The following is a 25,597-nucleotide window of genomic DNA, read 5'->3' on the forward strand; positions in this document are numbered from 1 at the left end:
AACCCCTGGCGACAGGCGGTCGGAGTCGATCCGGCTTTCTCGGTTTCGAGCAGCCGGTAGGGTGATCTCTTACCAACTTCCATAGTCGCAGGAGTCATCAAGCGTGAACGTCGATCCCAAAGTCCAGGCCTCGCTGCTCGAATTGGCCGGTGTGGATACCGAACTCTCGCAGATCGCCCACCGCCGCAAAAGCCTCCCCGAGCAGCAGGAGGTGGACAAGCTCGAGACCGAGCGCATCACCCGCAAGGACGCGGCCGTGACGGTACAGATCTCGATGGACGACCTCGATCGGGACATTCGCAAACTCGAGGGCGAGGTCGACGCGGTTCGTCAACGCGAGGCTCGCGACAAGAAGATGCTCGAGAGTGGCACCATCGCACCGAAGCAGATGACGGAGTTGCAGCACGAGCTCGGCAGCCTCGAACGTCGCCAGGGCATCCTCGAGGAGGAATTGCTCGAGGTCATGGAGCAGCGTGAGGCCAGTGAGCGGGACTACGAGCACGCCGGTGCGCAGCTGACGCAGATCGAGGACGAACTCGTCGACGCCGGCCGTCGCCGCGACGACGCCGTTGCAGACCTCGACACCGCCGAGAAGCGAAGCGCCGAGCGCCGCGAGTCCTTGGCTTCGGGGTTGCCTGCGGATCTGCTTGCTGTTTACGAGAAGCAGCGAGCTCTCACCGGGCGCGGTGCGGCGTTGCTGCAGGCTCGCCGCTGCGGTGCTTGCCGGATCGAGCTCGACCGCAACGAGATCGCGAGCATTGCCAACAAGCCGGCAGACGCTCTGATTCGTTGCTCGGAATGCAACGCAATCCTGGTGCGCACCAAGGAATCCGGAATTTGAGCCAGATGTCGCGGGTTGTCGCCGAGGCCGACGGAGGATCGCGAGGGAACCCCGGGCCGGCTGGATACGGCGCAGTGGTGTTCAGCGCCGATCGCTCGCAGGTGCTCGCCGAGCGCCGGGCGTCGCTGGGCGTGGCCACCAACAACGTCGCCGAGTACAACGGCCTGATCGCCGCACTCAGTGCCGCACGTGACGTCGGGGCCCGCGAGGTTGCCGTCCGTATGGACTCCAAACTCGTCGTCGAGCAGATGTCCGGGCGCTGGAAAGTGAAGCACCCGGACATGATTCCGCTTCAGCGGAAAGCAGCCGAACTGGCTCGCGGCTTCGATTCCGTCACCTACGAGTGGATTCCGCGCGCGCAGAACTCGCACGCCGATGCGCTGGCCAACGAGGCGATGGACGCCGCGGCCGAGGGTGTGGACCTGTCGGAACTTCCCGATGCCGAGCCGGCCGCGAAGGAGGCCGAGTCGCCCGGGTGGACCGGTGCGATGGGGGAGCCCACGCGCGTGCTGCTGTTGCGGCACGGGCAGACCCCCATGTCGGTCGATCGACGATACTCCGGCCGCGGCAATCCTGACTTGACGGAACTGGGGCAACGCCAAGCAGCTTCTGCCGCAACGGTTCTCGGTTCACGGACAGACATCGACGCGATCGTGGCCTCGCCGCTCGCGCGCGCCCGACAGACGGCCTCAGCGACAGCCGACCGCCTGGGATTGCCCGTCACCACTGTCGACGGTCTCATCGAAACCGACTTCGGCGACTGGGAAGGACTGACGTTCACCGAGGCCATGGAACGTCACCCCGAGGTTCACAAGGCGTGGCGCGGCGACACCTCCGTGGCACCACCGAACGGGGAGAGTTTCGACGCCGTACGCGTACGCATCGAAGCGACCCGCGACCAGTTGCTCACCGAGTACGCCGGAAAGACCCTTCTGGTGGTCACCCATGTCACCCCGATCAAGATGCTGCTGCAACTTGCTCTCGACGTCGGCCCGTCGCTGCTGTATCGACTGCACCTCGATCTCGCGTCGCTGAGTATTGCCGAGTTCTACCCCGACGGCGGGGCCTCGGTGCGATTGGTGAACGACACCTCGCACCTGGCTTCGCCGGCCTGAACCGAGGCTCGGTTCCGTGCACGGGATCCGGGCGACAACAGTGACAACAGTCTGGACTCATCTCGTGAGCCGGGTGCTGCGGTGTAGACGATCACCCGCACGTCGGAGCCTGCCGGCTGGAACACGTCCCCATCGAGGAGCATCGACCCCACCAGGGGATGGTCGATGTTCTTGCGTGCTCCTCGGTAGACGGCAGGCCGAGCGTGGTGCCAACGATCGGAGAATTCGTCGCTGCGCGCTCGAAGGTCATGGACGAGGTTGTCGAGCTCGGCGTCGTCGGGATGCGAGATTTGTGCCACGCGGAGGTCGCCGACCAACGCGTCTCGATACTGTTCCCGTTGCCCGGGGTCGACCCACATGGTCGACGTGTCCTCGGTCATCTCGAACCAGACCTGGTTGCGTGAATGTCCGGACAGGTCCATCGGATTGCCCATCAGAGCGGACCATGCCGCGTTCCATCTCAGCAGCCACCAATCGGCCGCGTACACGGCCGTAGGCCAGTCGTCGGCTCGGGCCAGCAGCCGGTCGACGCTGTCCGGTACCGATCGATCGACGCCCGGCGACGGTGCCGCGAGTCCGGCAGCTCGATACAACACTCCGGCGTCGGCGAGGTCGAGGCTCAATGCCCGAACGAGAGCAGCGACCACCGCCGCCGACGGATTCGACGCGCGACCCTGCTCCAGCTGGACCAGGTAGTCCACCGAGATTCCGGCGAGTGTGGCGAGTTCCTCGCGGCGTAAGCCCGAAGACCTCCGAGTCCTGACGGCCGAGTCGGAGGGGACGGGTGCGCTGCGGTCACGCCAGCCGCGGAGCACCGACGAGAAACCCGCCGGCCGGCGTCCCTGCTGGTCTACGGTCATCTCACCACTGTGCCACCCCGGCCACGGGCGTCTTCTCGATGAGGACGTGGGTGGTACTGGCAGACCTACCGACAAGCGGCATCTTCTCGAGCGGGCCGCCGCGCCTTAGCGTCGACGTCATGAGCACAATCACGATGATCACCGGCGGCAACAAGGGAATCGGTCACGAGACGGCGCGGCGCTTACAGCGTGCCGGCCACACCGTGGTCATCGGTGCCCGCAACCGTGAGCTGGGTCGTGCTGCTGCCGCCGACCTCGGCGTCACGTTCGTTCAACTCGACGTGACCGATCAGGGCAGCGTCGACGCTGCTGCGCGCCAGGTGCGTGCGGACCATGGACGCCTCGACGTCCTGATCAACAACGCAGGCATCACCGGCGCGTTCGTTCCGCTCGAACAAGGATCGGCGGATGACGCCCGAGACGTCTTCGACACCAACGTCTTCGGCGTCATTCGAGTGACCAACGCATTCGTGCCACTGCTGAAGGTCTCGAACCATCCACGAATCGTCAACATCTCCTCGGGTGTCGGATCCATTCAGGACACCATCGAGCACGACTACTTCGACTGGCAGGTGGTGCCGCCGATCTACGCGTCGTCCAAGACCGCCCTCAACATGCTCACGGTGAAGTACGCGCGCGCCCTCCCGATGATGCGAGTCAATGCCGCCGACCCCGGCTACACCCGCACCGATCTCAACGCAGGCAAGGGTGCACACGACGTCACGCAGGGCACCGACGAAATAGTCCGACTCGCCACGATTGCCGACGACGGACCTACCGGCACCGTAGGAAACAAGCAGGGTCTGCTTCGCTGGTGAATCGTGTACCGAGAACACACAGTGCCGCGGCTCGCCATCACGGTCGTCACCGCGGTAGTGCTTCCGGCGTTGCGGACATCCGCTCTATGGTCGAGGTGTGGGAGATATCGAAATCCGGTTGGCGAGGTCCGACGAAAACGAGACGGTCTCGGCACTCGCACTTCGGTCGAAGGCCTATTGGGGATACTCCGAGGACTTCCTGCAGGCATGTCGTGTGGAGTTGACGTACGACTCGGCGGTGTGCGGATCGGGTCGGATGTGGGTGGCCGTCGTCGGCTCGTCCGAGCCTGAAAGCCCCGTCGTCGGTTTCAGCTTGCTCGGGGGTGAAGCCCCCGCCGGTGAACTGACGGCACTCTTCGTGGACGCGAGTTCCATCGGAACCGGCTGTGGTCGAAAATTGCTCGAGCACACGATCAGTGAGGCTCGTGCGCAGGGATTCGAGCGTCTGACGCTCGACGCGGATCCCGGAGCCGAATCGTTCTATCTCCACTTCGGTGCCGTCCGCATCGGTACTGCTGTGAGTGGGTCGATCCCCGGGCGAGAACTGCCACGGCTCGAGATTGTCTTGTGACGAGGAGCGTGCGGGCACCGTTGGCAACAGTCGAGAATCCTCGGCCGGTCGACAACTGAAGATGTAGGCACGGTGCCCCGGCTCGTTGGGGGCCGGTTCGGTCACATCAGCACACCACCGGGCACCTCGATGCGCTCACCCGTTGCCCAGCGGAACTCGTGGGATACCGAGGCCGAAATTGCGTCGTCGATGTCATCGGGTTGCCGACCCGCGCGAGCGCGGTGTGCTCGGACGACCTGTGCTCCCGGGGATGGCCGGATGGCACGACGAGGCTTAGATCTGCAACGCGAGCCACAGGCCCGCCACTGCGCCGACGATGGTCAGTGGAGTGGTGATGACGCCGAGAACGGTGAAGGTGCGCAGGTCTGCCGGCTCGTCGTTGGCCGATGCGACGCGTCGCCACAGCATGATCGCCAGCGACCCGACGTAGGTGAGGTTGGGGCCGAGGTTCACCCCGATCACCATGGCCAACAACAACGCTGGGGGAGCGTCGGCACCGAACGCGGCCAGTAGCAGCAGGGTCGCGGGCAGGTTGTTGACGATGTTCGACGCCACCGCCGCAATGGCAGCCGCGGCCAGCAGGGACACGAAGGTGGTGTCGGACGGCAGAATTCGCGCCAGCCAGTCGCCGATCGGGCCCGTCGTCACGCCGAGGACGACGATGCCGAGCAGAAAGACGAAGCCACAGAACGGCAGATCGGCACCGCGCAGAATGGCGCGAGGTGTGGTGTGCCGAGCTCGAAGTGCCGGGATCGCGAGCGCAATGGACCCCACCGCAGCCACCCAGAACGGTTCGATGTCGAACAGTCCCGCCACGGCGAAGCCGACGAGTGTCGCACCGAGGATGAGGAGCGTACTGCGAGGTGCGGGCACGTCGTCGGTGCTCTGCGCGGTCGGGGTGTCCGTCGGTGTCGCGGTGCCGGTCAGATCCTTGCGGAAGAAGATCAGGAACACCGCCAGTTCGATGGCGACCGCGAAGATCCACGGCAGTGCCATCAGGGCCGTGAAATGCAGGAAGGTCAGTCCGGTCGCAGCGAAGGCCAGCAGGTTGGTCAGATTGGACACCGGCAGCAGAGTCGACGCCGAATTGGACAGGTGCGCAGTGGCATAACTGTGCGGACGCGGCGACATCCCCAGGATGCGAGCGGCACCGATGATGGCCGGTGTCAGTAGAACCACGGTCGCGTCGAGGCTCAGTACGGCTGTGGTTGCCGCAGCAGCTGCGAACACGAGGGTGAGCAGTCTGCGGGGGCTGCCCTTGGATCCGCGTCGTAGCTTCGCGGCGATCCAGGTGAACACGCCGAGGGCATCCGACAGATGCGCCAGGATCAGGATGAACGCCAGAAAAACGACGGTGGGAGCGAGTTCGAGTACCTGCTCCCGAGCGGCGTCGAGGCTGACGAGCCCGACGAGAAGAACAACTGCTGCCGCTGGAAGTGCGGCGACGATTTCGGGGAGACCACGCGGGCGAACGATGGCGAAGACGAGAACGGCGGCGACCAGTGCCGCAGCGAGAACGGTCACGCGAGAATTTTCACGAGAGTGCGAACGTTCCGTGTGGTGGTCGTGGCCCTGTACTTCGCCTTCGCCGTGGCTTTCCCGAACGTGCTGTCGGTGGTGTTGCCCTTGCGCACCTCCCAGTAGAGCACGCTGTTCCCCTCGGCAATCCTCTCGAGCTCGGGGTCGAGTTTTCCTGCAAGAGCGGACAATTCGGTCAAATGGGTATCGTCGCTACCGAACACCACATAAGGATGCCAGCCTTCCCGTTCGGCGTCGAACGGGTATGACTCCACTATCGCCCCCAGCGCTGGGACGTCGAGTACGACAACCCAGGCTTGGTAGCCGAACACCTCGGCGAGCGTGCTCTCGACTTGTGCCTTCAAAGCGGCAGCGCTCAGCGGCGACTGCAGCAGTACATTGCCGGTCGCCAGAATCGTGCGGACATTCGTGAAGCCGGCCGAGGCCAAAGCAGCACAGAGATCGACCATCTTGATGTTGATACCGCCGACGTTGATGCCGCGCAGCAACACGACCCATTCACTCATGGACAGAACTGTAGTGATGCGCTCGAGAAAACCATTGAAGTCAGTAGTTAGTAACCAGTAACTTGAAGGCATGGCGCAGCGAGGACGGATGACAGGCCCGGACCGACGGCAGCAAATACTGCGGATAGCGGCAGACGAATTCGCTTCGTCCGGACTGCACGGCGGTTCGACCGACAGGATCGCCCGCGAAGCAGGGATCACCCAGGCCTACATCTTTCGAATATTCGGAACCAAGAAGGCACTGTTCTCAGAACTGGTCGTCGCGTCCTTCGATCGGTTGGCGGACGGAATGCGCGAAGCTGCGGGAACGGACACCGGGCAACAGGCGTTGGCCGCGATGGGGGAGCGCTATTACTCCATGCTCGAGGATCGAACCTCACTCCTGCTTCAGCTGCAGGGGATCGCCGCGTGTGGCGACTCCGAGGTGAGGGACGCCGTTCGAGAGGCATTCGGCCGGATGTGGAACACCGTCGTAGAGGTCACCGGTCTCGACGCAGTGACCGTCAAGGCATTTCTGGCGTTCGGCATGCTGCTCAACAGCGGCGCAGCCATGCAGATTCATGAGGTCGACCAACCCTGGGCGAACGGAGTGGGCACTCGCATCCACGCCGGATTGTTCGACCACATCACCAGCGATACGAACCGATGACCGCGGACGCCGACGGCCGCGGAGAGCGCCTGTTGGTACCCGCGCTGGTGTTCGTCGGAGTGGTCGTCGCTGCTGTCGGTAGCCTCGGTGCCCCGCTGATCACCAGTGTCGCAACCACATTCGATGTCTCGCTGTCGAGTGCACAGTGGACGTTGACGCTGGCCTTGTTGACAGGCGCCGTGACCACGCCGCTGCTCGGTCGGCTGGGTTCCGGTCCGTATCGACGTGCGGCCATCCTCGTCACGCTCGCCGTCGTGTCGGTCGGCGGAGTTCTGACTGCACTGCCGCTGTCCTTCGCTTGGTTGCTCCTCGGCCGCGCGGCCCAGGGAGTGGGGCTGGCACTGACCTCGATGCTGATGGGTGTTGCACGAGATCTTTTGTCCAGCAGTCGGTCTGGTTCCACCATCGCGCTGCTGTCGGTTGCATCGACCGCGGGTGTCGGTGTGGGCTACCCGATGTCCGGGTTTCTGACCGACCACGGTGGGATTCGCGCCGCCTACGGATTCGGTGCTGCACTGACGGTCATGGCGCTGGTGGTTGCTCTGAAGGTGATTCCACCCTCGCCGCAGAAGCGCTCGACTGGAATCGACGTTCCAGGTGCACTGCTGCTCGCGGTCGCCCTCTCCCTGGTGCTGATTCTTGTCAGTGAGACTGCGCTGTGGACGAGCCACCCATGGGCGGTGGGGACACTGGCCACAGTCGCGGTCGTCAGTGCGGGAATGTGGGTCCGCGTCGAACTCGAGAGCTCGGCACCGCTCGTCGATCTCCGGTTGCTCCGCCATCGAGCTGTGGTCGGTGCGAATGGAGCGATGTTTCTGGGCGGCATCGGCATGTATCTCCTGCTCACCATCGTGACGCGGTTCGCGCAGACGCCTGCCGGCGCCGGATACGGCTTCGGGCTCGACGCCTTCGCCGCCGGACTGGTCCTGGTTCCGTTCTCGGTGTTCGGGTTTCTCGCGGGCAAGCTGGTTCCCCGCGCATTACGTCGGGTGGGGTCTGCCCACGCTCTGACGTTCAGCGCGCTCGTCGTTGTGGGAGCCCTCGCCCTGTTCGCTGGAACCCGCACCAGCGTCCTGGAACTGTGTGCGGCGATGGCTGTTCTGGGCTTCGGCGTCGGTAGCTTCTCGGCTGCGCTGCCGGCCGTCGTTCTCTCCGTCGTACCTTCCGAGGAGACCTCGAGTGCCATGAGTACCACCCAGGTGGTGCGCAGTGTCGGATTCGCGTTCGGTAGTGCGATCGGTGGGCTCGTTTTGGGCACGGGGACCAGTGCAGGGTCCATCTTTCCCTCGGAGGGGGCCTACACGTCGGCGGCCTGGGTAGGCGCAGCTGTCACCGCTGCCGCGGCCGTCGTGAGTGCCACTGTTCTTCGTGGCCGGGCAGTCGCCGGACATCCGACGTGAGCCGGGTAGAGTACGCAACCGCGAACGAGTTGGCCGGACGGCTGCGGCTCGGAGGACCGGCGGATCAGTTCCGTCGCGCTTCGGGCCGAGGAAAGTCCGGACTCCACAGAGCAGGGCGGTTGTTAACGGCAACCCGAGGTGACTCGCGGGACAGTGCCACAGAAAACAGACCGCCTGCGGATCGGTTCTTCGGAATCGAACTGCAGGTCAGGGTGAAACGGTGCGGTAAGAGCGCACCAGCATCCCAGGTGACTGGGGTGGCTAGGTAAACCCCGCCCGGAGCAAGGTCGAAGGCTGCACCGCGCAAGGGGTGCAGCTGCGCAGGTGCTCGAGGGCTGCTCGCCCGAGCCTGCGGGTGGACTGCTCGAGGTACCCGGCAACGGTGTGCCCAGATGGATGGTCGTCGAAGTCGAACCTGCGAAAGCAGGAACGGCAGACAGGATCCGGCTTACAGGCCGACTCGTTCGCACTCACTTTTCTCGCAGTTCTCCTGCCGCGTCGCTCCATGGGGCACACTGGAAGTCATGACCGACGACGACACCTCCTGGTACTACGACATCAGCACCAAGCAGGTTGTGCAGGGCAAGGAGACCAACGCCCTCGACCGCATGGGCCCGTATCCGGACAAGGCCACTGCAGAGCAGGCGCTGAAGATCGCAGCCGCGCGCAACAAGGCCGCCGACTCCGACGACGACTGGAACAACTGACGGTGCTGCTCACCCGGCTGAGGGCTCCGAACTTCGATTTCGAGGCCATCAGATCCGAGTTCGGTCTGTCCGATGTCTTCGAGGCAGCGGTGTTGCGCGAAGCGCAGGACGCCCGAGATCTGCACGCCGACAACAGGATCGACCGCACCGATATTCCCTTCGTCACCATCGACCCGCCCGGCTCGAAAGACCTCGATCAAGCCGTCCACATCGAGAAGACGTCCAACGGATTGGTGGTGCACTACGCGATCGCCGACGTGGGTGCGCTGGTGATGCCGGGGGGAGCGCTCGACGTGGAAACCCGCCGACGTGGCCAGACGTTCTATCTGCCCGACGGATCTGTTCCGCTGCACCCACGCGAGCTGTCGGAGGGCTCCGGAAGCCTGTTGGAGGGACAGACTCGCTGCGCCGCGCTGTGGACCATCGAACTCGACGACGTCGGCGAAGCAGCTGCCTGGACGGTCACCCGCGCGCTGGTGCGATCTGTCGCCCGGCTGGACTACGCCGGAGTGCAAGCCGACGTCGACGCGGGAACTCCGCATCCCTCGATCGCCGCCTTGGCAGAATTCGGATCGCAACGGGCGAACGCGGCCAGACGCCGCGGAGCAATCGACATCACGCTGCCCGAGCAGGAAGTGGTGCCCGACGGGCCGGGCTGGCGGATCGTCCTGCAACCACGCACTGCGGTGGACGGTTGGAACGCCGAGGTATCGCTGTTGACGGGAATGTGCGCCGCCAGGATCATGCTCGACGCCGGAATCGGCATCGTTCGTACCCTTCCGCCTGCCTCGTCCGAACCCGTGGACACACTGAAGAAGACCGCCAAAGCACTCGGAATCGACTGGCCCTCAGGAGCATCCGCCGGATCTGTGCTGGCCGGCCTGCCCGCCGACGAGCCGTCGACACTGGCGATGATGACCCAGGCGACCGGGTTGCTGCGCGGGGCGGACTACCTCGCGTTCGACCGCTCGACGAACCCCGCCGACAGTGACGCATCGGTCGAGCATTCGGGAATCGGTGCGCCGTACGCCCACGTGACAGCACCGCTGCGACGGCTGTCCGATCGCTTCGCCACCGAGGTATGCCTGGCCGTCGTAGCCGGATCGGCGGTGCCGGAATGGGCGACGCAGGCCCTACCCGAGCTACCGGCGATCATGCGTGGATCCGATTCTGCAGCGTCGAAGGTCGACCGTGCATGCGTCGACCTCACCGAGGCACACGTACTGAAAGATCGAGTGGGCGAGACATTCGATGCGGTCGTACTTCGCGGTGCCGAGGGCAAGCGAGATGCCGAGGTACTCGTGTCGGATCCCATCGTCATCGGCAAGTGCGACGGCGAACCTCCTGCGGGGGAGTCGGTGACGGTCCGGTTGACCCAGGCCGACACCGACTCGCGCAGGATCGCTTTCGGCTACGCGCCCGTCACGGCCTGAAGCGGTCGGTCGCCTCGACGAGGTGGTGCACGATGCCTGGCTCGGCCGCTGAGTGCCCTGCGTCGTCGACGATCACCAGATCTGCACTGGGCCATGCTTTGTGCAGGGCCCACGCACTCGTTGCGGGGCACACGACGTCGTAGCGGCCCTGCACGATGACGCCCGGAATGTCGCCGAGCAGGTGCGCGTCGCGCAGCAATTGATCGTCGTCGAGAAAGGCATGGTTGCGGAAGTAGTGGTTCTCGATGCCGGCGAATGCGCGCGCAAATCGGGGGTCCGAATTGTCCTGCACTGCATCCGGTTTCGGCAGCAAGTAGCTGGTGGCTGCCTCCCAGGAGGACCACGCCACCGCGGCCCTCGTCGCTACCTCTGTGTCCTCGGACATCAGCTGTCGGTGATACGCCTCGACGAGATTGCCGTCGCGCTCGCTCTCCGGAATGGGCGCGAGGAACTGCTCCCACAGATCGGGGAAGATGTTGCCGGCACCGCCGCCGTAGTACCAGTCGATCTCCGACGGCCGTACGAGAAAGATTCCTCGGAGGATCAGTCCGCGCACGCGATCGCGGTGTGACTGGGCGTACGCCAGTGACAGAGTCGAGCCCCACGAACCGCCGAACACCAACCACGTGTCGATGCCCAGATGCTCCCGGAGCTTTTCCATGTCCGAGATCAACCGATCGGTGGTGTTGACCGACAGATCGGCACCGTCGGCGATGTGCGGGGTCGACTGCCCGCAGCCCCGCTGATCGAACAACACGATCCGATAGGCCTTCGGATCGAAGTAGCGCCGCTGCAACGGATTGGTGGCACCGCCCGGACCGCCGTGCACGAATACCACCGGCGCACCGTCGGGATTGCCAGAGGTTTCCCAGTAGATCCGTTGGCCGTCGCCGACATCGAGGTGGCCGGTCTCGGTGGGGTCGATCTCGGGGTAGAGAGAACGCATCCTAGAAGCCCACCAGACCCGACGCCAGGTCCGGAATGTCGAGCGAGCGGATGGCCTCGTCTCGAACGTCCGAACACGTTTCCTTCGTGACGTCGTCGACGATCGCTCGGTTCTGCACCACCTGCAGGTTGATGACGCCACTCTGCGCCGCCCACGTCTGCACCAGAATGTTCAACCCGCCGCGGCCGAGCGTGGGCCCCTGCACGCGCCAATTGGACAGCTGCGCTTCCAGATCGGTGCACAACTGCTGCTTCTGGGCATCGGTGATCACCGCTTCCGCGGGAGTCGTGGTGACCGTGGTGGTCGGCGCGACCGTCGTCGTCGGGGACGACGAACCGGTGTTGGTGGTATCGGTGCTGCAGGCGCCCACGAGAGTGAGCAGCGCAGCCGCACCGGCCAGTGCGACTGCGCTTCTACCTGCGATGGACGTAGTACCCCGTCTGGTTGTCATGGCCTCGAGTGTGCCATCCGAACCGGAAAGATCAGTAGCTGTGTTCGGGTCCGGGGAACACGCCCGAGCGCACCTCGGACAGGTACGTGGTTGCCGCAGTGCGCAGTGAGTCGCCGACGTCGGCGAACTTCTTGACGAACTTCGCGGTCTTGCCGTTGGTGTATCCGGCCATGTCCTGCCACACCAGGACCTGTGCGTCGCATTCGTTGCCCGCGCCGATGCCGACCGTGGGAATCGTCAGCTTTCGGGTGACCTGACCGGCGATGTCTGCGGGAACCATCTCCATGACGACGGCGAACGCACCGGCCTCCTGAACCGCGATTGCGTCGGCCACCAGCTGCTCGGACGCGTCGCCGCGGCCCTGCACCCGGAAGCCGCCGAGGGTGTTGACACTCTGCGGGGTGAAGCCCACGTGGGCCATCACCGGAATACCCGCAGCGGTGATGGCGGCGATCTGCCCGGCGACGCGCTCGCCGCCTTCGAGCTTGACCGCGCCTGCGAGGCCTTCCTTCATGAACCGAACTGCCGTCTCGAGAGCCTGCTGCGGTGAGGCCTCGTAGGTGCCGAAGGGCAGGTCGGCTACAACGAGAGCGTGCGGCGCACCGCGGACGACTCCGCGGACCAGCGGAAGCAGTTCGTCGACCGTGATCGGGACGGTGGTGTCGTAGCCGTAGACGACGTTCGCTGCGGAATCGCCGACGAGGAGCACCGGAACACCGGCTTCCTCGAAAATGCGCGCACTGGAGTAGTCGTACGCGGTGAGCATTCCCCAGCGCTCACCCTCTGCCTTCATCTGCAGCAGGTGATGGGTGCGGGTCTTGCGGGTCAAACCGGTGGCGGGTACGTCCTGAGAAGAGCCGCCGTACACAGCAGTTTCGGACATCTTTGTCCCTTTCTGGTCCTCGAGGCCCGCTCGGCGGGTCCCCGGGATGGGGTGTGATGACATCGAGAAGTCTGCCACCGCGCACGACCTGCCGGAGCGCTCCGGGCAGTGCAATTCGTCACACTCGATCGGCTTCCGCGTAGTCCCGCCATCCGTTGGTGATCGGCATCCGGCGATCGCGCCCGAAGGCGCGCGAGGTGACCTTGCTGCCGATCGGATACTGACGCCGCTTGTACTCCGACGCATCGACCTTGCGGAGAATGTCCGCGACCACCACCGCGTCGAAACCGGCCGCGACGATGTCGTCGAACCCCTGATCGTTGTCGACGTACCTGAACAGGATCGCGTCGAGTTCGTCGTAGTCGGGCAACGAGTCGGTGTCGAGCTGCCCCGGTCTGAGCTCGGCGGACGGCGGCTTGTCGATGCTCGATTCGGGGATCGGAGGAATGTCTCCGCGGTCGGCAGCGGACTTGTTCCGCCACCGCGCCAACTCCCACACGAGCGACTTCGGTACGTCCTTGATCGGCGCGAAGCCGCCGACCGCATCGCCGTAGATGGTCGAATAGCCAACGGCCAGTTCGGATTTGTTGCCGGTGGCCAGAACCAGATGGCCGAATGTGTTCGACAGTGCCATCAGTGTCATGCCGCGGCAGCGCGCCTGAATGTTCTCCTCGGCCAGTCCGGTCAGGTGCAGCTGGTCGACGAAGGAGGCGACCATGTCGGCAATGGGCTCGACGCTGAAGTGGATACCGGTGCGCGACGCAAGATCTTCTGCATCGGTGCGGGAGTGACCCGAGGAGTACGTCGACGGCATCGCGACGGCGTGCACTGCATCGCTACCGAGGGCGTCGACGGCGATGGCCGCAACCACCGCCGAATCGATTCCACCCGACAGTCCCAGAGTCACCGAACGAAAGCCGTTCTTGTGCACATAGTCTCGCAAGCCGGTCACCAGAGCGCCCCACACCTGTTCCTCCGCGCAGGCAACGTCGGAGAGGAACGGCTCGGCTCGCTGCCAGCCGGTGATCGCGACGTCGGGAAGCGGTACCCGATCGATGCTCCAACCGGGTACAGCTTCGGCGTTCGGACGTGGGTCGGTGGGCGCGTCCACGTCTACGATCAGCAGATGCTCGACGAATTGCGGGGAGCGTCCCCACGTGGAACCGTCGGGACCGATGACGAAGCTCGCCCCGTCGAACACCAGCTCGTCCTGTCCGCCGACCACGTTCACGTAGGCGATCGGGACGCCGATCTCGTTGGCCCGGCGCGCGGCGATGGAGTGCCGTACCTCGTTCTTGCCCTGTTCGAAGGGGCTGGCGTTGAGGCAGAGCAACATGTCGACACCCGCTGCCCCGTAGGCCGCTACCGACCCGCCTGACTGCCAGATATCCTCGCAGACAACAACTCCGAGCCTGAGCTCGTTCACCTCGACGATGCTCAAGCGCGATCCGGGAGCGAAATAGCGGGCCTCGTCGAACACTCGGTAGGTGGGGAGGGAGTGCTTGTCGTAGCGAGTTGTCACCCGTCCGTCGACGATCACCGCGGCGCTGTTCCGCGAGCCCTCGGCATCGCGATCGAGGTAGCCCACCACCACGATGCGGTCGCCGCATCCGGCGGCATCGAGCGCAGTGGCCAATTCGGTGAGTGCTCGGGCGGATGCGACGGCGAACGACGGCCGCAGAGCCAGATCCTCGACCGGGTATCCCGTCAGAGCCATCTCGGGAAACAGCACCACGTTGGCACCGTCGTGAGCGGCGCGGACCGTCCACTCGACGATTGCGGCGGAGTTCGCCGCGAGATCGCCGACGACGGAGTTCGTCTGGGCAAGGGCGAGTCGGAGGGCCTGCACCACGTAGACGCTAGTGCTCGGCGGCCGTCCCTGCCGGGCAGCGAGAATGGAGTGTGGTCGGAAAGACCTGGCACGATCGTGCCATGAGAACGCGCACCAGGAACACGGCCGTGGCGCTGTCCGCAGTTGCCGTGTTGCTCGCAGGCTGCTCCGGCTCCGGCTCCGAGCCCACCGCCGCACCGGAGTCCTCCGCCGGGCCCGAGGCATCATCGCCGGCATCGGTTGCCGGTCCGGTTCCCGCAGGTCTCGAGGCGTTCTACAACCAGACTCTCCAGTGGGAGTCCTGCGATCGGTACAACACCGACGGTAGCGAGCTGGGCGACTCCGTCGAGTGCGCGATGGTCACCGTGCCGCTCGACTACGCCGATCCCGCGGGCACGACCATCGAGGTCGCCATATCCCGGACCCGGGCGGGAGGCGAGAAGATCGGATCGATCCTGATGAACCCCGGCGGTCCAGGCTCATCGGGTTTGTATCTGGCCACGCAGGCAGACGGCACCGCCGTTGCGGACCGCTTCGATCGCGTCGGGTTCGATCCTCGCGGAATCGGGGCCTCCGAACCCGAAGTGCGCTGTCTGACGTCCGAGGAGGTCGACGAGGAACGCCGCGAGCCGGACGTCGACGTCAGCCCCGAGGGCATCGCGGCCACCGAGGCCGAGCATCGGGACTATGCGGCCCAGTGCGTCGACCGCACCGGAGCCGATGTGCTCGAGCACGTCGGCACCAGGGAAGTGGTGCGCGACATGGACGTCATCCGGGCAGTTCTGGGGGACGAGAAGCTGACCTACGTCGGCTACTCCTACGGCACCCGCATCGGCACCGCGTACGCCGAGGAATTCCCGTCGAACGTTCGGGCGATGGTGCTCGACGGTGCGCTCGACCCCGATCAGTCACCCGTCGACGAGGCAGTCGCCCAGGGCGCGGCGTTCCAGACCGCGTTCGATCAGTTCGCCGCCGACTGCGCACAGACCGACACCTGCCCGCTCGGAACCGATCCGGCTCGAGCTGTCGCACAGTTTCGATCCCTGGTCGACCCACTGATCGACCAGCCCGCCGAGACGACCGATCCACGTGGCCTCAGTTACGACGACGCGATCACCGGGGCTCAGCAGGCTCTGTACTCGCAGCAGCTGTGGCGGCTGCTGCGGGCGGGATTGAACGAACTACGCGACGGTCGAGGCGATACCTTGCTCCGTCTCGCCGACACATACTCCGGGCGGTTGGAGGACGGTAGCTACACCAACATCGACGACGCGTTCAATGCCGTCCGATGTGTGGACGGACCGCCGACCACGGACCGAGCAGCGGCCGACGAGGCCGACGCCAGGTTCCGCGCCGCCGCGCCGTATCTGGACGACGGCCGAGCCACGGGCAACGCGCCGCTCGACCTGTGCGCGTTCTGGCCGGTGCCGAATACGAGCGACCCGCACATCGTCGATGTCGAGGGCCTGCCGACGCTGGTGGTGGTGTCGACGACCAACGATCCGGCCACTCCGTATCAGGCCGGAGTGGAACTGGCTGCGCAGCTGCGAGGCAATCTCGTGACCTACGACGGCACCCAGCACACGGTGGCGTTCTCGGGCGTGGGCTGCATCGACGATCCGCTGGTGAATTACCTCGTCGATCTGGTCCCGCCGGGTGACGGATTGCGCTGCTGACCTGCTACCTCACCTGCCGCGATGTGGGCAGAGAGTTTCACGAAGTGAGACTGAATTCACGATGTAACACAGATTTAACTCCGTTTGCTTACTCTCGCGTTCATGGATCGTCAAAAGGAATTCGTGCTCCGGACTCTCGAAGAGCGCGACATTCGTTTCGTCCGCCTCTGGTTCACCGACGTCCTCGGGTATCTGAAATCGGTGGCCATCGCCCCAGCCGAGCTCGAAGGGGCGTTCGACGAGGGGATCGGCTTCGACGGTAGTGCCATCGAAGGGTTCGCTCGAGTCTCCGAGGCCGACACCGTCGCCAAGCCCGATCCGTCGACGTTCCAGATCCTGCCGTGGTCCACCAGCAAGGGCCACCAGCACTCGGCGCGGATGTTCTGCGACATCGCCATGCCCGACGGTTCGCCGTCCTGGGCCGACTCTCGCCACGTGCTGCGTCGCCAGTTGAGCAAAGCCGCAGACCTCGGATTCAGCTGCTACGTGCACCCCGAGATCGAGTTCTTTCTGCTCAAGGATGCCCCGCAGGACGGCTCACCGCCGACCCCTGCCGACAACGGCGGTTACTTCGACCAGGCCGTGCACGATTCGGCCCCGAACTTCCGCAGGCACGCCATCGATGCGCTCGAGTCGATGGGCATCTCGGTCGAATTCAGCCACCACGAGGCCGCGCCAGGACAGCAGGAGATCGATCTGCGGTACGCCGACGCGCTGTCGATGGCCGACAACATCATGACCTTCCGCTACGTGGTCAAGGAAGTCGCCATCGAGGAGGGTGTGCGTGCGACGTTCATGCCCAAGCCGTTCAGCGACCAGGCCGGCTCGGCGATGCACACACACATGAGCCTGTTCGAGGGCGACGCCAACGCCTTCCACAACCCGGACGACCCGATGCAGCTCTCGGAAACCGGCAAGTCTTTCATCGCCGGCATCCTCGAGCACGCCAACGAGATCAGCGCCGTGACCAACCAGTGGGTCAACTCCTACAAGCGGCTGGTGCGCGGCGGCGAGGCACCGACCGCCGCATCGTGGGGACCGGCCAACCGCTCGGCCTTGATCCGCGTGCCGATGTACACCCCGAACAAGGCGTCGTCTCGGCGCGTCGAGATTCGCAGCCCCGACTCGGCCTGCAACCCGTACCTCGCCTTCGCGGTGCTGCTCGCGGCCGGTCTTCGCGGAATCGAGAAGGGGTACACCCTGCCGCCCGAGGCCGAGGAAGACGTGTGGGCACTGACGTCCGCCGAGCGTCGCGCCATGGGATACAAGGAACTGCCGGGCAATCTCGATCAGGCGTTGAACGCGATGGAAGGGTCCGAACTGGTCGCAGAAGCGCTGGGCGAGCACGTGTTCGACTTCTTCCTGCGCAACAAGCGTCGTGAGTGGGAGGAATACCGCAGCCACGTCACGCCGTACGAGCTGAAGGCCTACCTGGGTCTGTAGAGCAGCGGGGTCTTTTGACAGACCGGCGTCGTCATGGGCTACGTTCTACTCGATCGTGAATGTAGTTCCGATGCCGGCGCGGGCACCCTCGCGTCGCATTACCGACGACGGGGTAAAACTGTGGCACGCCGAGGTGGACTGTAGATGGTGCGTCCTCCGACTTCCAGATCCGTCGTTCCTGGACCGGGCCGTCTCGGTTTGGTCGAAGAAACTGCGCCGTCCGATCTGCGCACTCTCGGTTGGACCGATGAGGACAGCCTCGAGCTGCTCTGGTCGCTGTCCCGCGCGCCCAATGCCGACCTTGCGCTCCGCACCCTGGTGCGCTTGTACGAGTCGCTCGGTGCCGGTTGGTCGGAGTTCGACACGGCGCTGCGCACGGACAAGGGATTTCGCGGGCGCATCCTCGGGCTCGTCGGCGCATCGAGTGCGCTCGCCGATCACCTCGTTGCAGACGACAGCACCTGGCGTTTGCTGCTGACCAAGGAAGGTCAGGGCACGGGGGTCTCGGCGAAGATCGAACTCCCCAGCAAGGCGACACTGGTTGCGGAGCTCCTCGAGGTGGTCGGGGCCGAGCCCGAGACCGGACCCCATGCCGCACCCGATCTGTACCGGGCGTCGATCACCGGACCGCCCGCCGTGATCGCTCTGCGCAAGAAGTACCGCGACCAGATCATGGTGTTGGCCGCGTACGACCTCGCCGCGACTGTCGAGAACGAGCCCGTCCTGCCGTACACGGTGGTCGGATCGCAGCTCTCCGACATGGCCGACGCGGCCCTCACCGCGGCACTTGCCGTCGCCGTCGCAACCGTGTGCCCCGATGCGCCGTGTCCGACGCGCTTGGCCGTCGTCGCGATGGGCAAATGTGGTGCGCGCGAACTCAATTACGTCTCCGACGTCGATGTCGTGTTCGTCGCCGAGCCGGCAGACTCGCAGGCGAGCCGCATCGCGGGTGAGATGATGCGCATCGGATCCTCGGCCTTCTTCGAGGTGGATGCCGCGCTGCGACCCGAGGGCAAGCGCGGCGAACTTGTCCGCACCTTGGATTCGCATGTGGCGTATTACAAGCGGTGGGCCAAGACCTGGGAGTTCCAGGCTCTGCTCAAGGCCAGGCCGATGACCGGTGACATCGCACTGGGCAACGATTACGTCGACGCGGTCAACCCGATGGTGTGGCTGGCGAGTCAGCGCGAGGACTTCGTTCCGGAAGTGCGCGCAATGCGTCGTCGCGTCGAAGAGATGGTGCCGCCGGAGCTCCGCGAACGCGAGATCAAACTCGGACGCGGCAGTCTGCGAGACGTCGAATTCGCCGTCCAGCTACTGCAATTGGTGCACGGTCGAACTGACGAGTCGCTGCGCGTGCTCGGTACGACCGACGCCCTGACCGCGCTCACCGAGGGCGGGTACGTCGGCCGCGACGATGCCGCGAATCTGACGGCGTCCTACGAGTTCCTCCGACTGATCGAGCACCGCCTGCAGATGCAGCGAATGCGGCGCACACACACCCTGCCTCCGCAGGACGACGAGGAAGCGCTGCGGTGGTTGGCCCGTTCGGCGCACATGCGACCCGACGGCAATCGCGACGCTCTCGGGGTGCTGAACGCCGAGATCAAGAGGAATGCCCAGCGCATCAGGCGGCTGCACGCCAAGCTCTTCTACCGGCCGCTGCTGGACTCGGTGGTCAAGTTCGACTCCGAGACAGTGCGTCTGACACCCGATGCGGCGACGCGTCAGCTCGCGGCCCTCGGCTACGCCACCCCGCAGAACGCACTGGGTCACTTGCGGGCGCTCGTCGGCTCGGGCACTCGTCGCGGCCAGATTCAGGCCGTGCTGCTGCCGACGCTGCTGGAGTGGCTCGCCGATACCCCCGATCCGGACGCCGGTCTCCTCAACTACCGCCGACTGTCGGAATCGGCAGGGGAGCAGACGTGGTTCCTGCGCGTGTTGCGCGACGAAGGCGCAGTTGCTCAGCGGCTGATGATCGTGCTCGGATCCTCGGCGTACGTACCGGATCTGTTGATCAAGGCCCCCGAGGTCATTCGGTTGTTCGCCGACGGCCCCACCGGCCCGCGCCTACTCGATGTCGAGCCCGAAGAGACCTATCGCGCCATCCTGTCTTCCTCGGCTCGCTACGAGGATCCGGTACGGGCGATCAACGCGGCTCGGGCGCTGCGACGCCACGAACTGGCCCGAGTGGCCTCGGCGGACATCCTCGGCATGCTCGACGTGCCTGCGGTGTGCCGGGCGCTGTCTTCGGTCTGGGCCGCCGTCATCAATGCCGCTCTCGCAGCTGCCATCCGGGCCAGCGAGATCGAGCGCGGCGAACCGGCACCGGCAACTCTGGCCGTCATCGGTATGGGAAGACTCGGCGGCGGCGAGCTCGGATACGGCAGCGACGCCGACGTGTTGTTCGTGTGCGAGCCGGTCGACGGGGTCGACGAGACCGTTGCGGTCAAGTGGGCCAACACCATTGCCGACCGCATCCGGAAACTGCTCGGCGCGCCCAGCACCGACCCGCCCCTCGAGGTCGACACCGGACTGCGACCGGAAGGCCGCAGCGGACCGGTGGTGCGCACCCTGTCGTCCTACGCCGCGTACTACTCGCAGTGGGCCCAGGCCTGGGAAGTTCAGGCCCTGCTGCGGGCGCACCAGGTGGCCGGCGACCAGGATCTCGGCATTCGGTTCCTGCTGATGGCAGACAAGGTGCGGTACCCCGAGGGTGGGGTGTCCGCCGACGCGGTCCGCGAGATCAGACGCATCAAGGCGCGCATCGACTCCGAGCGTCTGCCCAAGGGCGCCGACCCCGCCACCCACACCAAGCTCGGGCGCGGGGGATTGGCCGACATCGAGTGGACCGTCCAGCTGATTCAGCTCCGGTATGCGCACAAGGTTCTTTCGCTGCACAACACCTCGACCCTGCAGTCGCTGGACGCGATCGGTGCGGCCGAGCTCATGAGCGAAACCGACGTGGAGTTGCTGCGCGAGGCGTGGATCCTCGCGACGAAGGCCCGCAACGCACTGGTTCTGGTGCGCGGCAAGCCGACCGACCAGCTACCGGCACCGGGCGCGGTGCTCTCCGCCGTGGCGCAGGTCGCGGGCTGGGAAGACGGCGACGCCGGTGCGTTCCTCGACAACTACCTGCGTGTCACGCGTCGGGCAAAGGCAGTGGTGGAGCGGACCTTCGGCGGCAGCTGATCGCTGTCTCACTCTAATCACTTCCGACGGTGACGAATCCCTGCTTCACCATCCAGTCGCGCGCGACATCCGCCGGCTCGCGTCCGTCGATGTCCACCTGCCGGTTGAGCTCGGTGATCTCGTCGTTGGTCAAGGCCGCGGAGATCGGAGCGGTGACCTCGGCGATCTCCGGGTATTGCTCGGCAACGGGCGTGCGAATCACGACCGTGGCGTTGTAGCGGGGAAAGAAGCTCTTGTCATCTTCGATCACGACCAGGTTCAGACCTTTGATACGGCCGTCGGTGGTGAACACCTCACCGAATGTGCATTGCGAACCGTCGGCCGTTGCTTGATAGATGATGCCGCCCTGCAACACCTGCCGCGGAACGACGTTGGGGTCGAAGCCATAGGCAGCGGCCATACCCGGAAACCCGTCCTGTCGTGAATTGAACTCGGTCTCCACGCAGGTCTGTGCCGCTGCCGGGTCGGTCGTGGCGAGCGTGGCGTAGTCCGAGAGCGTCTTGATGCCGGTCGCGTCTGCCGTCGCCTGATTCACCGCGAGTGCGTACGTGTTGTCCATCGGTGCAGGGTTGACCCAGGTGAGTCCGTTGGCTGCGTCCTGGTCGCGCAAGGCTTCGAACTGCCCGGTGGCGTCCGGGATGGCTGTTTCGTTTCCCAGGAAGTTGATCCAGGCCGTACCCGTGTATTCGTAGGTGACGTCCACCTGGCCGGAGACCATGGCTTGGCGGGTGCTGTTCGACCCCGAAATGTTGGTGAGGTCTCGGACGTCCGCTCCGGCCGCCACCAGCCCGAATTCGAGTATGTAACCCAGGATCACCTGCTCGGTGAATTCCTTCGAGCCGACGATCAATTGTGCGCCTTCGAGACCCGGTACAGGTTGGATGCTGCCGGGTCCCACGGACAGCGGCACCGCACTGCCCGACTGCAGACCGCAACTCGTCACTGCCGTCATCATGACGGCGCACAGGGCAATCAACCCTCGTGTCGTCTGCCGCATCAGCTTCGGTCCTCACGGCTCGGTGGAAGAGACGGCTAATCCGCGCCTGCGGTGACGAAACCCTCTTTGACCATCCAGTCACGTGCGACGTCGGCCGGTTCGCGCCCGTCGACGTCGACCTGTTTGTTCAGTTCGGTGATCTCGTCGTTGGTCAGCTTTGCCGAAATCGGCGCCGTCACCTCGGCAATTTCCGGATACTGCTCGGCGACCGACGAGCGGATCACGACGGTGGCGTTGTACCGGGGGAAGAAGCTCTTGTCGTCCTCGAGTACGGCGAGATTCAGACCCTTGATTCGGCCGTCGGTTGTGAACACCTCACCGAACTTGCATTGCGAACCCTCGGCCGTCGCCTGATAGATGATCCCGGTCTGCAGAATCTGACGGGGAACGGCATTGGGGTCGAAACCGTACGTTGCCGCCAGGCCGGGGAATCCGTCCTGCCGAGAATTGAACTCGGTCTCCACGCACAACGCCGACGCGGCCGGGTCGCGGGCCACGAGAGCTGCGTAGTCCGACAGTGTCTTCACTCCGGTCTGGTCCGCAGTCGCCTGGTTCATCGCCAGGGCGTACGTATTGTCCATCGGTGCGGGATTGACCCACGTCAGCCCATTGGCGACATCGGCGTCGCGGACCGCATCGAACTGCTCGGTGGCGTCCGTGATGGGACTTTCGTTGCCCTGGTAGTTGATCCAGCCGGTCCCGGTGTATTCGTAGGTGAGATCGACCTGCCCTGAGACCATGGCTTGACGCGTGCTGTTGGACCCCGAAATGTTCGTCAGGTCGCGAACGTCTGCGCCTGCAGCCGACAACGCGAATTCGAGGATGTAGCCCAATACGATCTGCTCGGTGAAGTCTTTGGAGCCGACGGTCAGTTCCGCGCCCTCGAGACCTGGCATCGCTTCGATGCTGCCGGGCTCCACCGACAGCGGCACTGCGCTGCCCGATTGCAAACCGCAACCTGCCAATGCGATCGTGCTGATCGCGCACAGAGCTATGAGTTGTTGTGTCGAGCGCCGCATCAGCGGAGTCCTTTCGGGCCGAGATAGGCCTCGGCGAGTGCCCCGAGCCAGTCCACGAACAACGCGAGGGCTACGGCGAGAACGCCTCCGACGACGAGGATGAGTGGCTGGTAGAGCTTGTATCCGGTATCGATCAGAACTCCGAGACCGCCCGCTCCCACGAGGAAGCTCAAGGTGGCGGTACCGACGGCGAGCACCAGCGACGTTCGTAGACCGGCCAACATGTACGGCACGGCGAGTGGAAACTCGATACGCCAGAGGATGCCGCTACTCGACATGCCTTGTCCACGTGCAGCATCGATGTAGCTCGGGTCGACCTGCTGGAAGCCGAGCATCGTGTTTCGGAGAACGGGAAGCAGCGAGTAGAACGCGATGGGCAGTACGCCGATCCAGAAACCTGTCTTGCCGGTCGCGAGGAACAGCAACACCAACAGGCCTACCGCCGGAGCGGCCTGACCGATGTTGGCGATACCGATGAAGATCGGTGCCAACCTTCGGTAGCCGTTGCGGGTCAACAGGATTCCCAGAGGAACCGCTATGGCAAGCACGAGCGCCGTGACGACGATCGTGATCAAGACGTGCTCTTTCAACGCCTGGAACAGCGTGGCCGCGTTCAACGTCTCCGCTTGTGTAGCAGTCAGATCGCGGGTGAACGTATAGGCAAGAAGCGCGACAACCACTATCGCGATGAGGGCCGGTTGCACCAGTAGCCGAACACGTTCCGCTCGCTTGGCAGCCTGCTTCGCCGCCTGCACGCCGCTGTCGTCCCCTGCTGCATCGACGACCGAGGAATCCGCAGCGGTCGTCACGACGGACTTCCTGCAGTCACGTCTTCCGCTGAGGTGTCCTTGTCGTGGTCGTGAGCATGCTGCGAACGGATGGTCTTGATGGTGTCGATCAGTTGCTCGATGGTGATCGTGCCGGCGTATTCGCCGCGCTGACCGGTAACTGTGGCGGTCGCGTTGCCCTCGGCGAGAAGCGCTTCGAGTGCGTCCTGCAGCGTCGACTGAGTCGAGACCATTTCGCCCATCGGAACACCGACATCGCGCAGGCTGCCTACCCCCGCGAGATGACGGCGATCGGTCCAACGAATGGGCCGCTTACGCGCATCGAGAATGATTCCCCATGCCTCCGGGTCGTTTCCGAGAGCCGCGTTCATCGACTCGACCGGCTGGTCTTCGCCCATGACAGGAACATCGGACAACTCGATGTCGCGCACTCTCATCAGTGTCAGTTGCTTGAGAGCTGCACCGGCACCGACGAATCCGGCGACCGTCTCGTCGGCTGGGTTGGCCAGCACCGCTTCGGGGGTATCGAACTGCAGGATTCGGGACTGATTGCCCAGCACGGCGATTCGATCACCGAGTTTGACGGCTTCGTCGAAGTCGTGCGTGACGAAGACAATCGTCTTGCCCAGTTCGGCCTGCAGACGCATCAATTCGTCCTGAAGCAAACCGCGTGTGATGGGGTCGACGGCACCGAAAGGCTCGTCCATCAACAGAACCGGCGGATCGGCGGCCAGGGCACGCGCAACACCGACACGTTGCTGCTGACCTCCGGACAGCTGGCGTGGGTAGCGTTCGCGGTACAACGCTGGATCGAGACCGACGAGATCGAGCATTTCGTCCGTGCGGTCCGAGATCCTCTTCTTCTTCCAGCCGATCAGCCCTGGAACCATGCCGACGTTCTCGGCAATGGTCATGTGCGGGAACAGCCCTGCTTGCTGGATGGAGTATCCGATGGTGCGGCGGAGCTCGTTCGGGTTGATCGACAATGCGTCCTTGCCGCCGATGGTGATGCGGCCCGACGTCGGTTCGATCAATCGGTTGATCATTCGCATGGTCGTCGTCTTGCCGCAGCCCGACGGTCCGACCAATACGACCACTTCGCCGGCCGGGATAGTCATCGACACGTTGTCGACGGCGGCGTCCTTCTGGCCCGAGTAACTCTTGGTCACGTTCTCCAGCACGATTTCTGCACCGGATACGGTCGTTTTCTCACTCACGGATACCCCTCGAGGTGGTCAGTTTGCCGATCACGACGTAGATCCCATCGAGGATCAACGCCAGCAGGACGATGAGGATGGTGCCGGTCAGTGCCTGTGGAACGGCGGTGGGGCTGCCGACCCGTGCGAGCCCGGAGAACAGAAGATTGCCCAGGCCAGGGCCTTTGGCGTAAGCAGCGATGGCCAGGATGCCCATGGCCAGCTGTGTACTGACTCGCATCCCGGTCAGAATGGAGGGCCACGCAAGTGGAATCTCGATGCGCCGCAACACGAGAATGCGGCTCATGCCGATTCCGCGGGCGGCATCGGTTACTGCCGGATTGACCGCGTCCAGGCCGACCACCGTGTTTCGGATGATCGGGAGCAGTGAGTACAGGACCAGAGCGGTGACTGTCGGTCGAACACCCAGCCCCAGGATGGGGATCAGCAGACCCAACAGTGCAAACGACGGAATCGTGAGGACGGTGCTCGCCAGGGCCGTGGCGATAGCGGAGCCGGCCGGACTGCGATAGACGAGCACACCGATGGCGACGCCGATGACGGTAGCGATGACGACGCATTGGATGACGGCCGACACGTGTAGATAGGAGTCGATTGCCAACTGCCTTCGCCGTCCGACGATGAATTCCCACAGTGCATCCATGCAGTTGTCGTCCTCTGTTCGCCGGTAGCGGATAAATATCTTTACCCCGCCTACCACTTATCAAACGCCGAC

The 25,597-nt window shown here is 64.7% G+C and carries 23 protein-coding genes and 1 other RNA gene; 12 read left to right on the plus strand and 12 right to left on the minus strand.

Annotated elements, in window-relative coordinates; all coding sequences use genetic code 11:
- Positions 1-103: 103 nt before the first annotated feature.
- Together CH305_RS19660 and CH305_RS19665 are read left to right on the plus strand one after the other, a co-directional pair.
- Positions 104-841, plus strand: coding sequence for a zinc ribbon domain-containing protein (locus CH305_RS19660; protein ID WP_032403901.1), 738 nt, complete (start codon positions 104-106; stop codon positions 839-841).
- Positions 842-846: 5 nt separating this feature from the next.
- Positions 847-1,956, plus strand: coding sequence for a bifunctional RNase H/acid phosphatase (locus CH305_RS19665; protein ID WP_094704683.1), 1,110 nt, complete (start codon positions 847-849; stop codon positions 1,954-1,956).
- On the opposite strand, the gene CH305_RS19670 is transcribed toward CH305_RS19665, so the two are convergent.
- Entirely contained in the window at positions 1,890-2,816 is a 927-nt protein-coding gene (locus CH305_RS19670) for a helix-turn-helix domain-containing protein (protein ID WP_094704684.1), read from the minus strand. The genes CH305_RS19665 and CH305_RS19670 overlap by 67 nt on opposite strands.
- Positions 2,817-2,935: 119 nt before the next feature.
- Here CH305_RS19670 and CH305_RS19675 point away from each other — a divergent pair, with 119 nt between their 5' ends.
- The gene (locus CH305_RS19675) at positions 2,936-3,634 is read left to right on the plus strand and encodes an SDR family NAD(P)-dependent oxidoreductase (RefSeq protein WP_179278357.1); all 699 of its coding nucleotides are present in this window, start codon (positions 2,936-2,938) and stop codon (positions 3,632-3,634) included.
- 97 nt (positions 3,635-3,731) lie between these two features.
- Positions 3,732-4,205, plus strand: a complete 474-nt coding sequence (locus tag CH305_RS19680) for a GNAT family N-acetyltransferase (protein WP_218828606.1) — start codon at positions 3,732-3,734, stop codon at positions 4,203-4,205.
- Positions 4,206-4,478: 273 nt separating this feature from the next.
- Here the strand turns inward: CH305_RS19680 and CH305_RS19690 are convergent, their stop codons facing one another.
- Positions 4,479-5,729 (minus strand): SLC13 family permease, encoded by a 1,251-nt coding sequence (locus tag CH305_RS19690; RefSeq protein ID WP_037150920.1) that lies wholly within the window; start codon positions 5,727-5,729, stop codon positions 4,479-4,481.
- The gene (locus tag CH305_RS19695) at positions 5,726-6,250 is read right to left on the minus strand and encodes a DUF1697 domain-containing protein (RefSeq protein ID WP_094704686.1); all 525 of its coding nucleotides are present in this window, start codon (positions 6,248-6,250) and stop codon (positions 5,726-5,728) included. Before CH305_RS19695 ends, CH305_RS19690 begins: the two co-directional genes overlap by 4 nt.
- A gap of 88 nt (positions 6,251-6,338) precedes the next feature.
- Between CH305_RS19695 and CH305_RS19700 the strand changes: the two genes are divergently transcribed.
- From CH305_RS19700 to CH305_RS19720, 5 genes are all read left to right on the plus strand, one after another.
- Complete coding sequence (locus CH305_RS19700) at positions 6,339-6,899, plus strand: TetR/AcrR family transcriptional regulator (protein WP_037151251.1); 561 nt, start codon at positions 6,339-6,341, stop codon at positions 6,897-6,899.
- Positions 6,896-8,299, plus strand: coding sequence for an MFS transporter (locus tag CH305_RS19705; protein WP_094704687.1), 1,404 nt, complete (start codon positions 6,896-6,898; stop codon positions 8,297-8,299). The genes CH305_RS19700 and CH305_RS19705 overlap by 4 nt, the downstream gene beginning before the upstream one ends.
- Before the next feature lie 25 nt (positions 8,300-8,324).
- Positions 8,325-8,766, plus strand: an RNA gene (gene rnpB, locus CH305_RS19710) — RNase P RNA component class A.
- A 57-nt stretch (positions 8,767-8,823) separates the two neighbouring features.
- Positions 8,824-9,006 (plus strand): hypothetical protein, encoded by a 183-nt coding sequence (locus tag CH305_RS19715; protein ID WP_032379104.1) that lies wholly within the window; start codon positions 8,824-8,826, stop codon positions 9,004-9,006.
- Positions 9,007-9,008: 2 nt separating this feature from the next.
- Positions 9,009-10,439, plus strand: coding sequence for an RNB domain-containing ribonuclease (locus CH305_RS19720; protein ID WP_094704688.1), 1,431 nt, complete (start codon positions 9,009-9,011; stop codon positions 10,437-10,439).
- Here the strand turns inward: CH305_RS19720 and pip are convergent.
- The 4 genes from pip to CH305_RS19740 all read right to left on the minus strand — a co-directional run bounded on the left by pip (position 10,429) and on the right by CH305_RS19740 (position 14,568).
- Positions 10,429-11,385: a prolyl aminopeptidase gene (pip, locus tag CH305_RS19725; protein ID WP_094704689.1), complete on the minus strand. Its 957-nt coding sequence runs from the start codon at positions 11,383-11,385 to the stop codon at positions 10,429-10,431. The two genes, CH305_RS19720 and pip, sit on opposite strands and share 11 nt — an antisense overlap.
- Before the next feature lies 1 nt (position 11,386).
- Positions 11,387-11,836: a hypothetical protein gene (locus CH305_RS19730; protein WP_094704690.1), complete on the minus strand. Its 450-nt coding sequence runs from the start codon at positions 11,834-11,836 to the stop codon at positions 11,387-11,389.
- A 31-nt stretch (positions 11,837-11,867) separates the two neighbouring features.
- Positions 11,868-12,719: a 3-methyl-2-oxobutanoate hydroxymethyltransferase gene (gene panB, locus CH305_RS19735; RefSeq protein ID WP_032379100.1), complete on the minus strand. Its 852-nt coding sequence runs from the start codon at positions 12,717-12,719 to the stop codon at positions 11,868-11,870.
- A gap of 118 nt (positions 12,720-12,837) precedes the next feature.
- On the minus strand, positions 12,838-14,568 hold the full coding sequence (locus tag CH305_RS19740; protein WP_094704788.1) for an NAD+ synthase: 1,731 nt from the start codon (positions 14,566-14,568) through the stop codon (positions 12,838-12,840).
- A gap of 83 nt (positions 14,569-14,651) precedes the next feature.
- Between CH305_RS19740 and CH305_RS19745 the strand changes: the two genes are divergently transcribed.
- From CH305_RS19745 to CH305_RS19755, 3 genes are all read left to right on the plus strand, one after another.
- Positions 14,652-16,226, plus strand: coding sequence for an alpha/beta hydrolase (locus tag CH305_RS19745; RefSeq protein ID WP_094704789.1), 1,575 nt, complete (start codon positions 14,652-14,654; stop codon positions 16,224-16,226).
- Between the two features lie 102 nt (positions 16,227-16,328).
- The gene (glnA, locus tag CH305_RS19750) at positions 16,329-17,669 is read left to right on the plus strand and encodes a type I glutamate--ammonia ligase (RefSeq protein ID WP_032379097.1); all 1,341 of its coding nucleotides are present in this window, start codon (positions 16,329-16,331) and stop codon (positions 17,667-17,669) included.
- Between the two features lie 144 nt (positions 17,670-17,813).
- Positions 17,814-20,861: a bifunctional [glutamine synthetase] adenylyltransferase/[glutamine synthetase]-adenylyl-L-tyrosine phosphorylase gene (locus tag CH305_RS19755; protein WP_032403910.1), complete on the plus strand. Its 3,048-nt coding sequence runs from the start codon at positions 17,814-17,816 to the stop codon at positions 20,859-20,861.
- A gap of 13 nt (positions 20,862-20,874) precedes the next feature.
- Here CH305_RS19755 and CH305_RS19760 read toward each other — a convergent pair whose 3' ends face one another.
- From CH305_RS19760 to CH305_RS19780, 5 genes are read right to left on the minus strand one after another with little or no spacing between them, the layout of a single operon-like run.
- Positions 20,875-21,858, minus strand: a complete 984-nt coding sequence (locus CH305_RS19760) for a glycine betaine ABC transporter substrate-binding protein (RefSeq protein ID WP_094704691.1) — start codon at positions 21,856-21,858, stop codon at positions 20,875-20,877.
- Between the two features lie 35 nt (positions 21,859-21,893).
- Positions 21,894-22,877: a glycine betaine ABC transporter substrate-binding protein gene (locus tag CH305_RS19765; RefSeq protein ID WP_032403912.1), complete on the minus strand. Its 984-nt coding sequence runs from the start codon at positions 22,875-22,877 to the stop codon at positions 21,894-21,896.
- A complete protein-coding gene (locus tag CH305_RS19770) occupies positions 22,877-23,632 on the minus strand; it encodes an ABC transporter permease (protein ID WP_094704790.1) in 756 nt (251 codons plus the stop codon). The genes CH305_RS19765 and CH305_RS19770 overlap by 1 nt, the downstream gene beginning before the upstream one ends.
- A 50-nt stretch (positions 23,633-23,682) precedes the next feature.
- Positions 23,683-24,882 carry an ABC transporter ATP-binding protein gene (locus tag CH305_RS19775; protein WP_032379093.1) on the minus strand — a complete coding sequence of 400 codons (1,200 nt, stop codon included), beginning with the start codon at positions 24,880-24,882 and terminating at the stop codon, positions 23,683-23,685.
- Positions 24,875-25,525: an ABC transporter permease gene (locus CH305_RS19780; protein ID WP_032379092.1), complete on the minus strand. Its 651-nt coding sequence runs from the start codon at positions 25,523-25,525 to the stop codon at positions 24,875-24,877. The genes CH305_RS19775 and CH305_RS19780 overlap by 8 nt, the downstream gene beginning before the upstream one ends.
- Positions 25,526-25,597 lie beyond the last annotated feature (72 nt).

It is taken from the genome of Rhodococcus sp. 15-649-2-2 (assembly GCF_002258645.1).
Taxonomy (GTDB): Bacteria; Actinomycetota; Actinomycetes; order Mycobacteriales; family Mycobacteriaceae; genus Rhodococcoides.

Coding starts and splice junctions, on each gene's coding strand:
- CH305_RS19665 (WP_094704683.1), top strand. CDS start 847: ATGTCGCGGGTTGTCGCCGAGGCCGACGGAGGATCGCGAGGGAACCCC.
- CH305_RS19670 (WP_094704684.1), bottom strand. CDS start 2,816: ATGACCGTAGACCAGCAGGGACGCCGGCCGGCGGGTTTCTCGTCGGTG.
- CH305_RS19675 (WP_179278357.1), top strand. CDS start 2,936: ATGAGCACAATCACGATGATCACCGGCGGCAACAAGGGAATCGGTCAC.
- CH305_RS19695 (WP_094704686.1), bottom strand. CDS start 6,250: ATGAGTGAATGGGTCGTGTTGCTGCGCGGCATCAACGTCGGCGGTATC.
- CH305_RS19700 (WP_037151251.1), top strand. CDS start 6,339: ATGACAGGCCCGGACCGACGGCAGCAAATACTGCGGATAGCGGCAGAC.
- CH305_RS19705 (WP_094704687.1), top strand. CDS start 6,896: ATGACCGCGGACGCCGACGGCCGCGGAGAGCGCCTGTTGGTACCCGCG.
- CH305_RS19715 (WP_032379104.1), top strand. CDS start 8,824: ATGACCGACGACGACACCTCCTGGTACTACGACATCAGCACCAAGCAG.
- pip (WP_094704689.1), bottom strand. CDS start 11,385: ATGCGTTCTCTCTACCCCGAGATCGACCCCACCGAGACCGGCCACCTC.
- CH305_RS19730 (WP_094704690.1), bottom strand. CDS start 11,836: ATGACAACCAGACGGGGTACTACGTCCATCGCAGGTAGAAGCGCAGTC.
- panB (WP_032379100.1), bottom strand. CDS start 12,719: ATGTCCGAAACTGCTGTGTACGGCGGCTCTTCTCAGGACGTACCCGCC.
- CH305_RS19745 (WP_094704789.1), top strand. CDS start 14,652: ATGAGAACGCGCACCAGGAACACGGCCGTGGCGCTGTCCGCAGTTGCC.
- glnA (WP_032379097.1), top strand. CDS start 16,329: ATGGATCGTCAAAAGGAATTCGTGCTCCGGACTCTCGAAGAGCGCGAC.
- CH305_RS19755 (WP_032403910.1), top strand. CDS start 17,814: ATGGTGCGTCCTCCGACTTCCAGATCCGTCGTTCCTGGACCGGGCCGT.
- CH305_RS19760 (WP_094704691.1), bottom strand. CDS start 21,858: ATGCGGCAGACGACACGAGGGTTGATTGCCCTGTGCGCCGTCATGATG.
- CH305_RS19765 (WP_032403912.1), bottom strand. CDS start 22,877: ATGCGGCGCTCGACACAACAACTCATAGCTCTGTGCGCGATCAGCACG.
- CH305_RS19780 (WP_032379092.1), bottom strand. CDS start 25,525: ATGGATGCACTGTGGGAATTCATCGTCGGACGGCGAAGGCAGTTGGCA.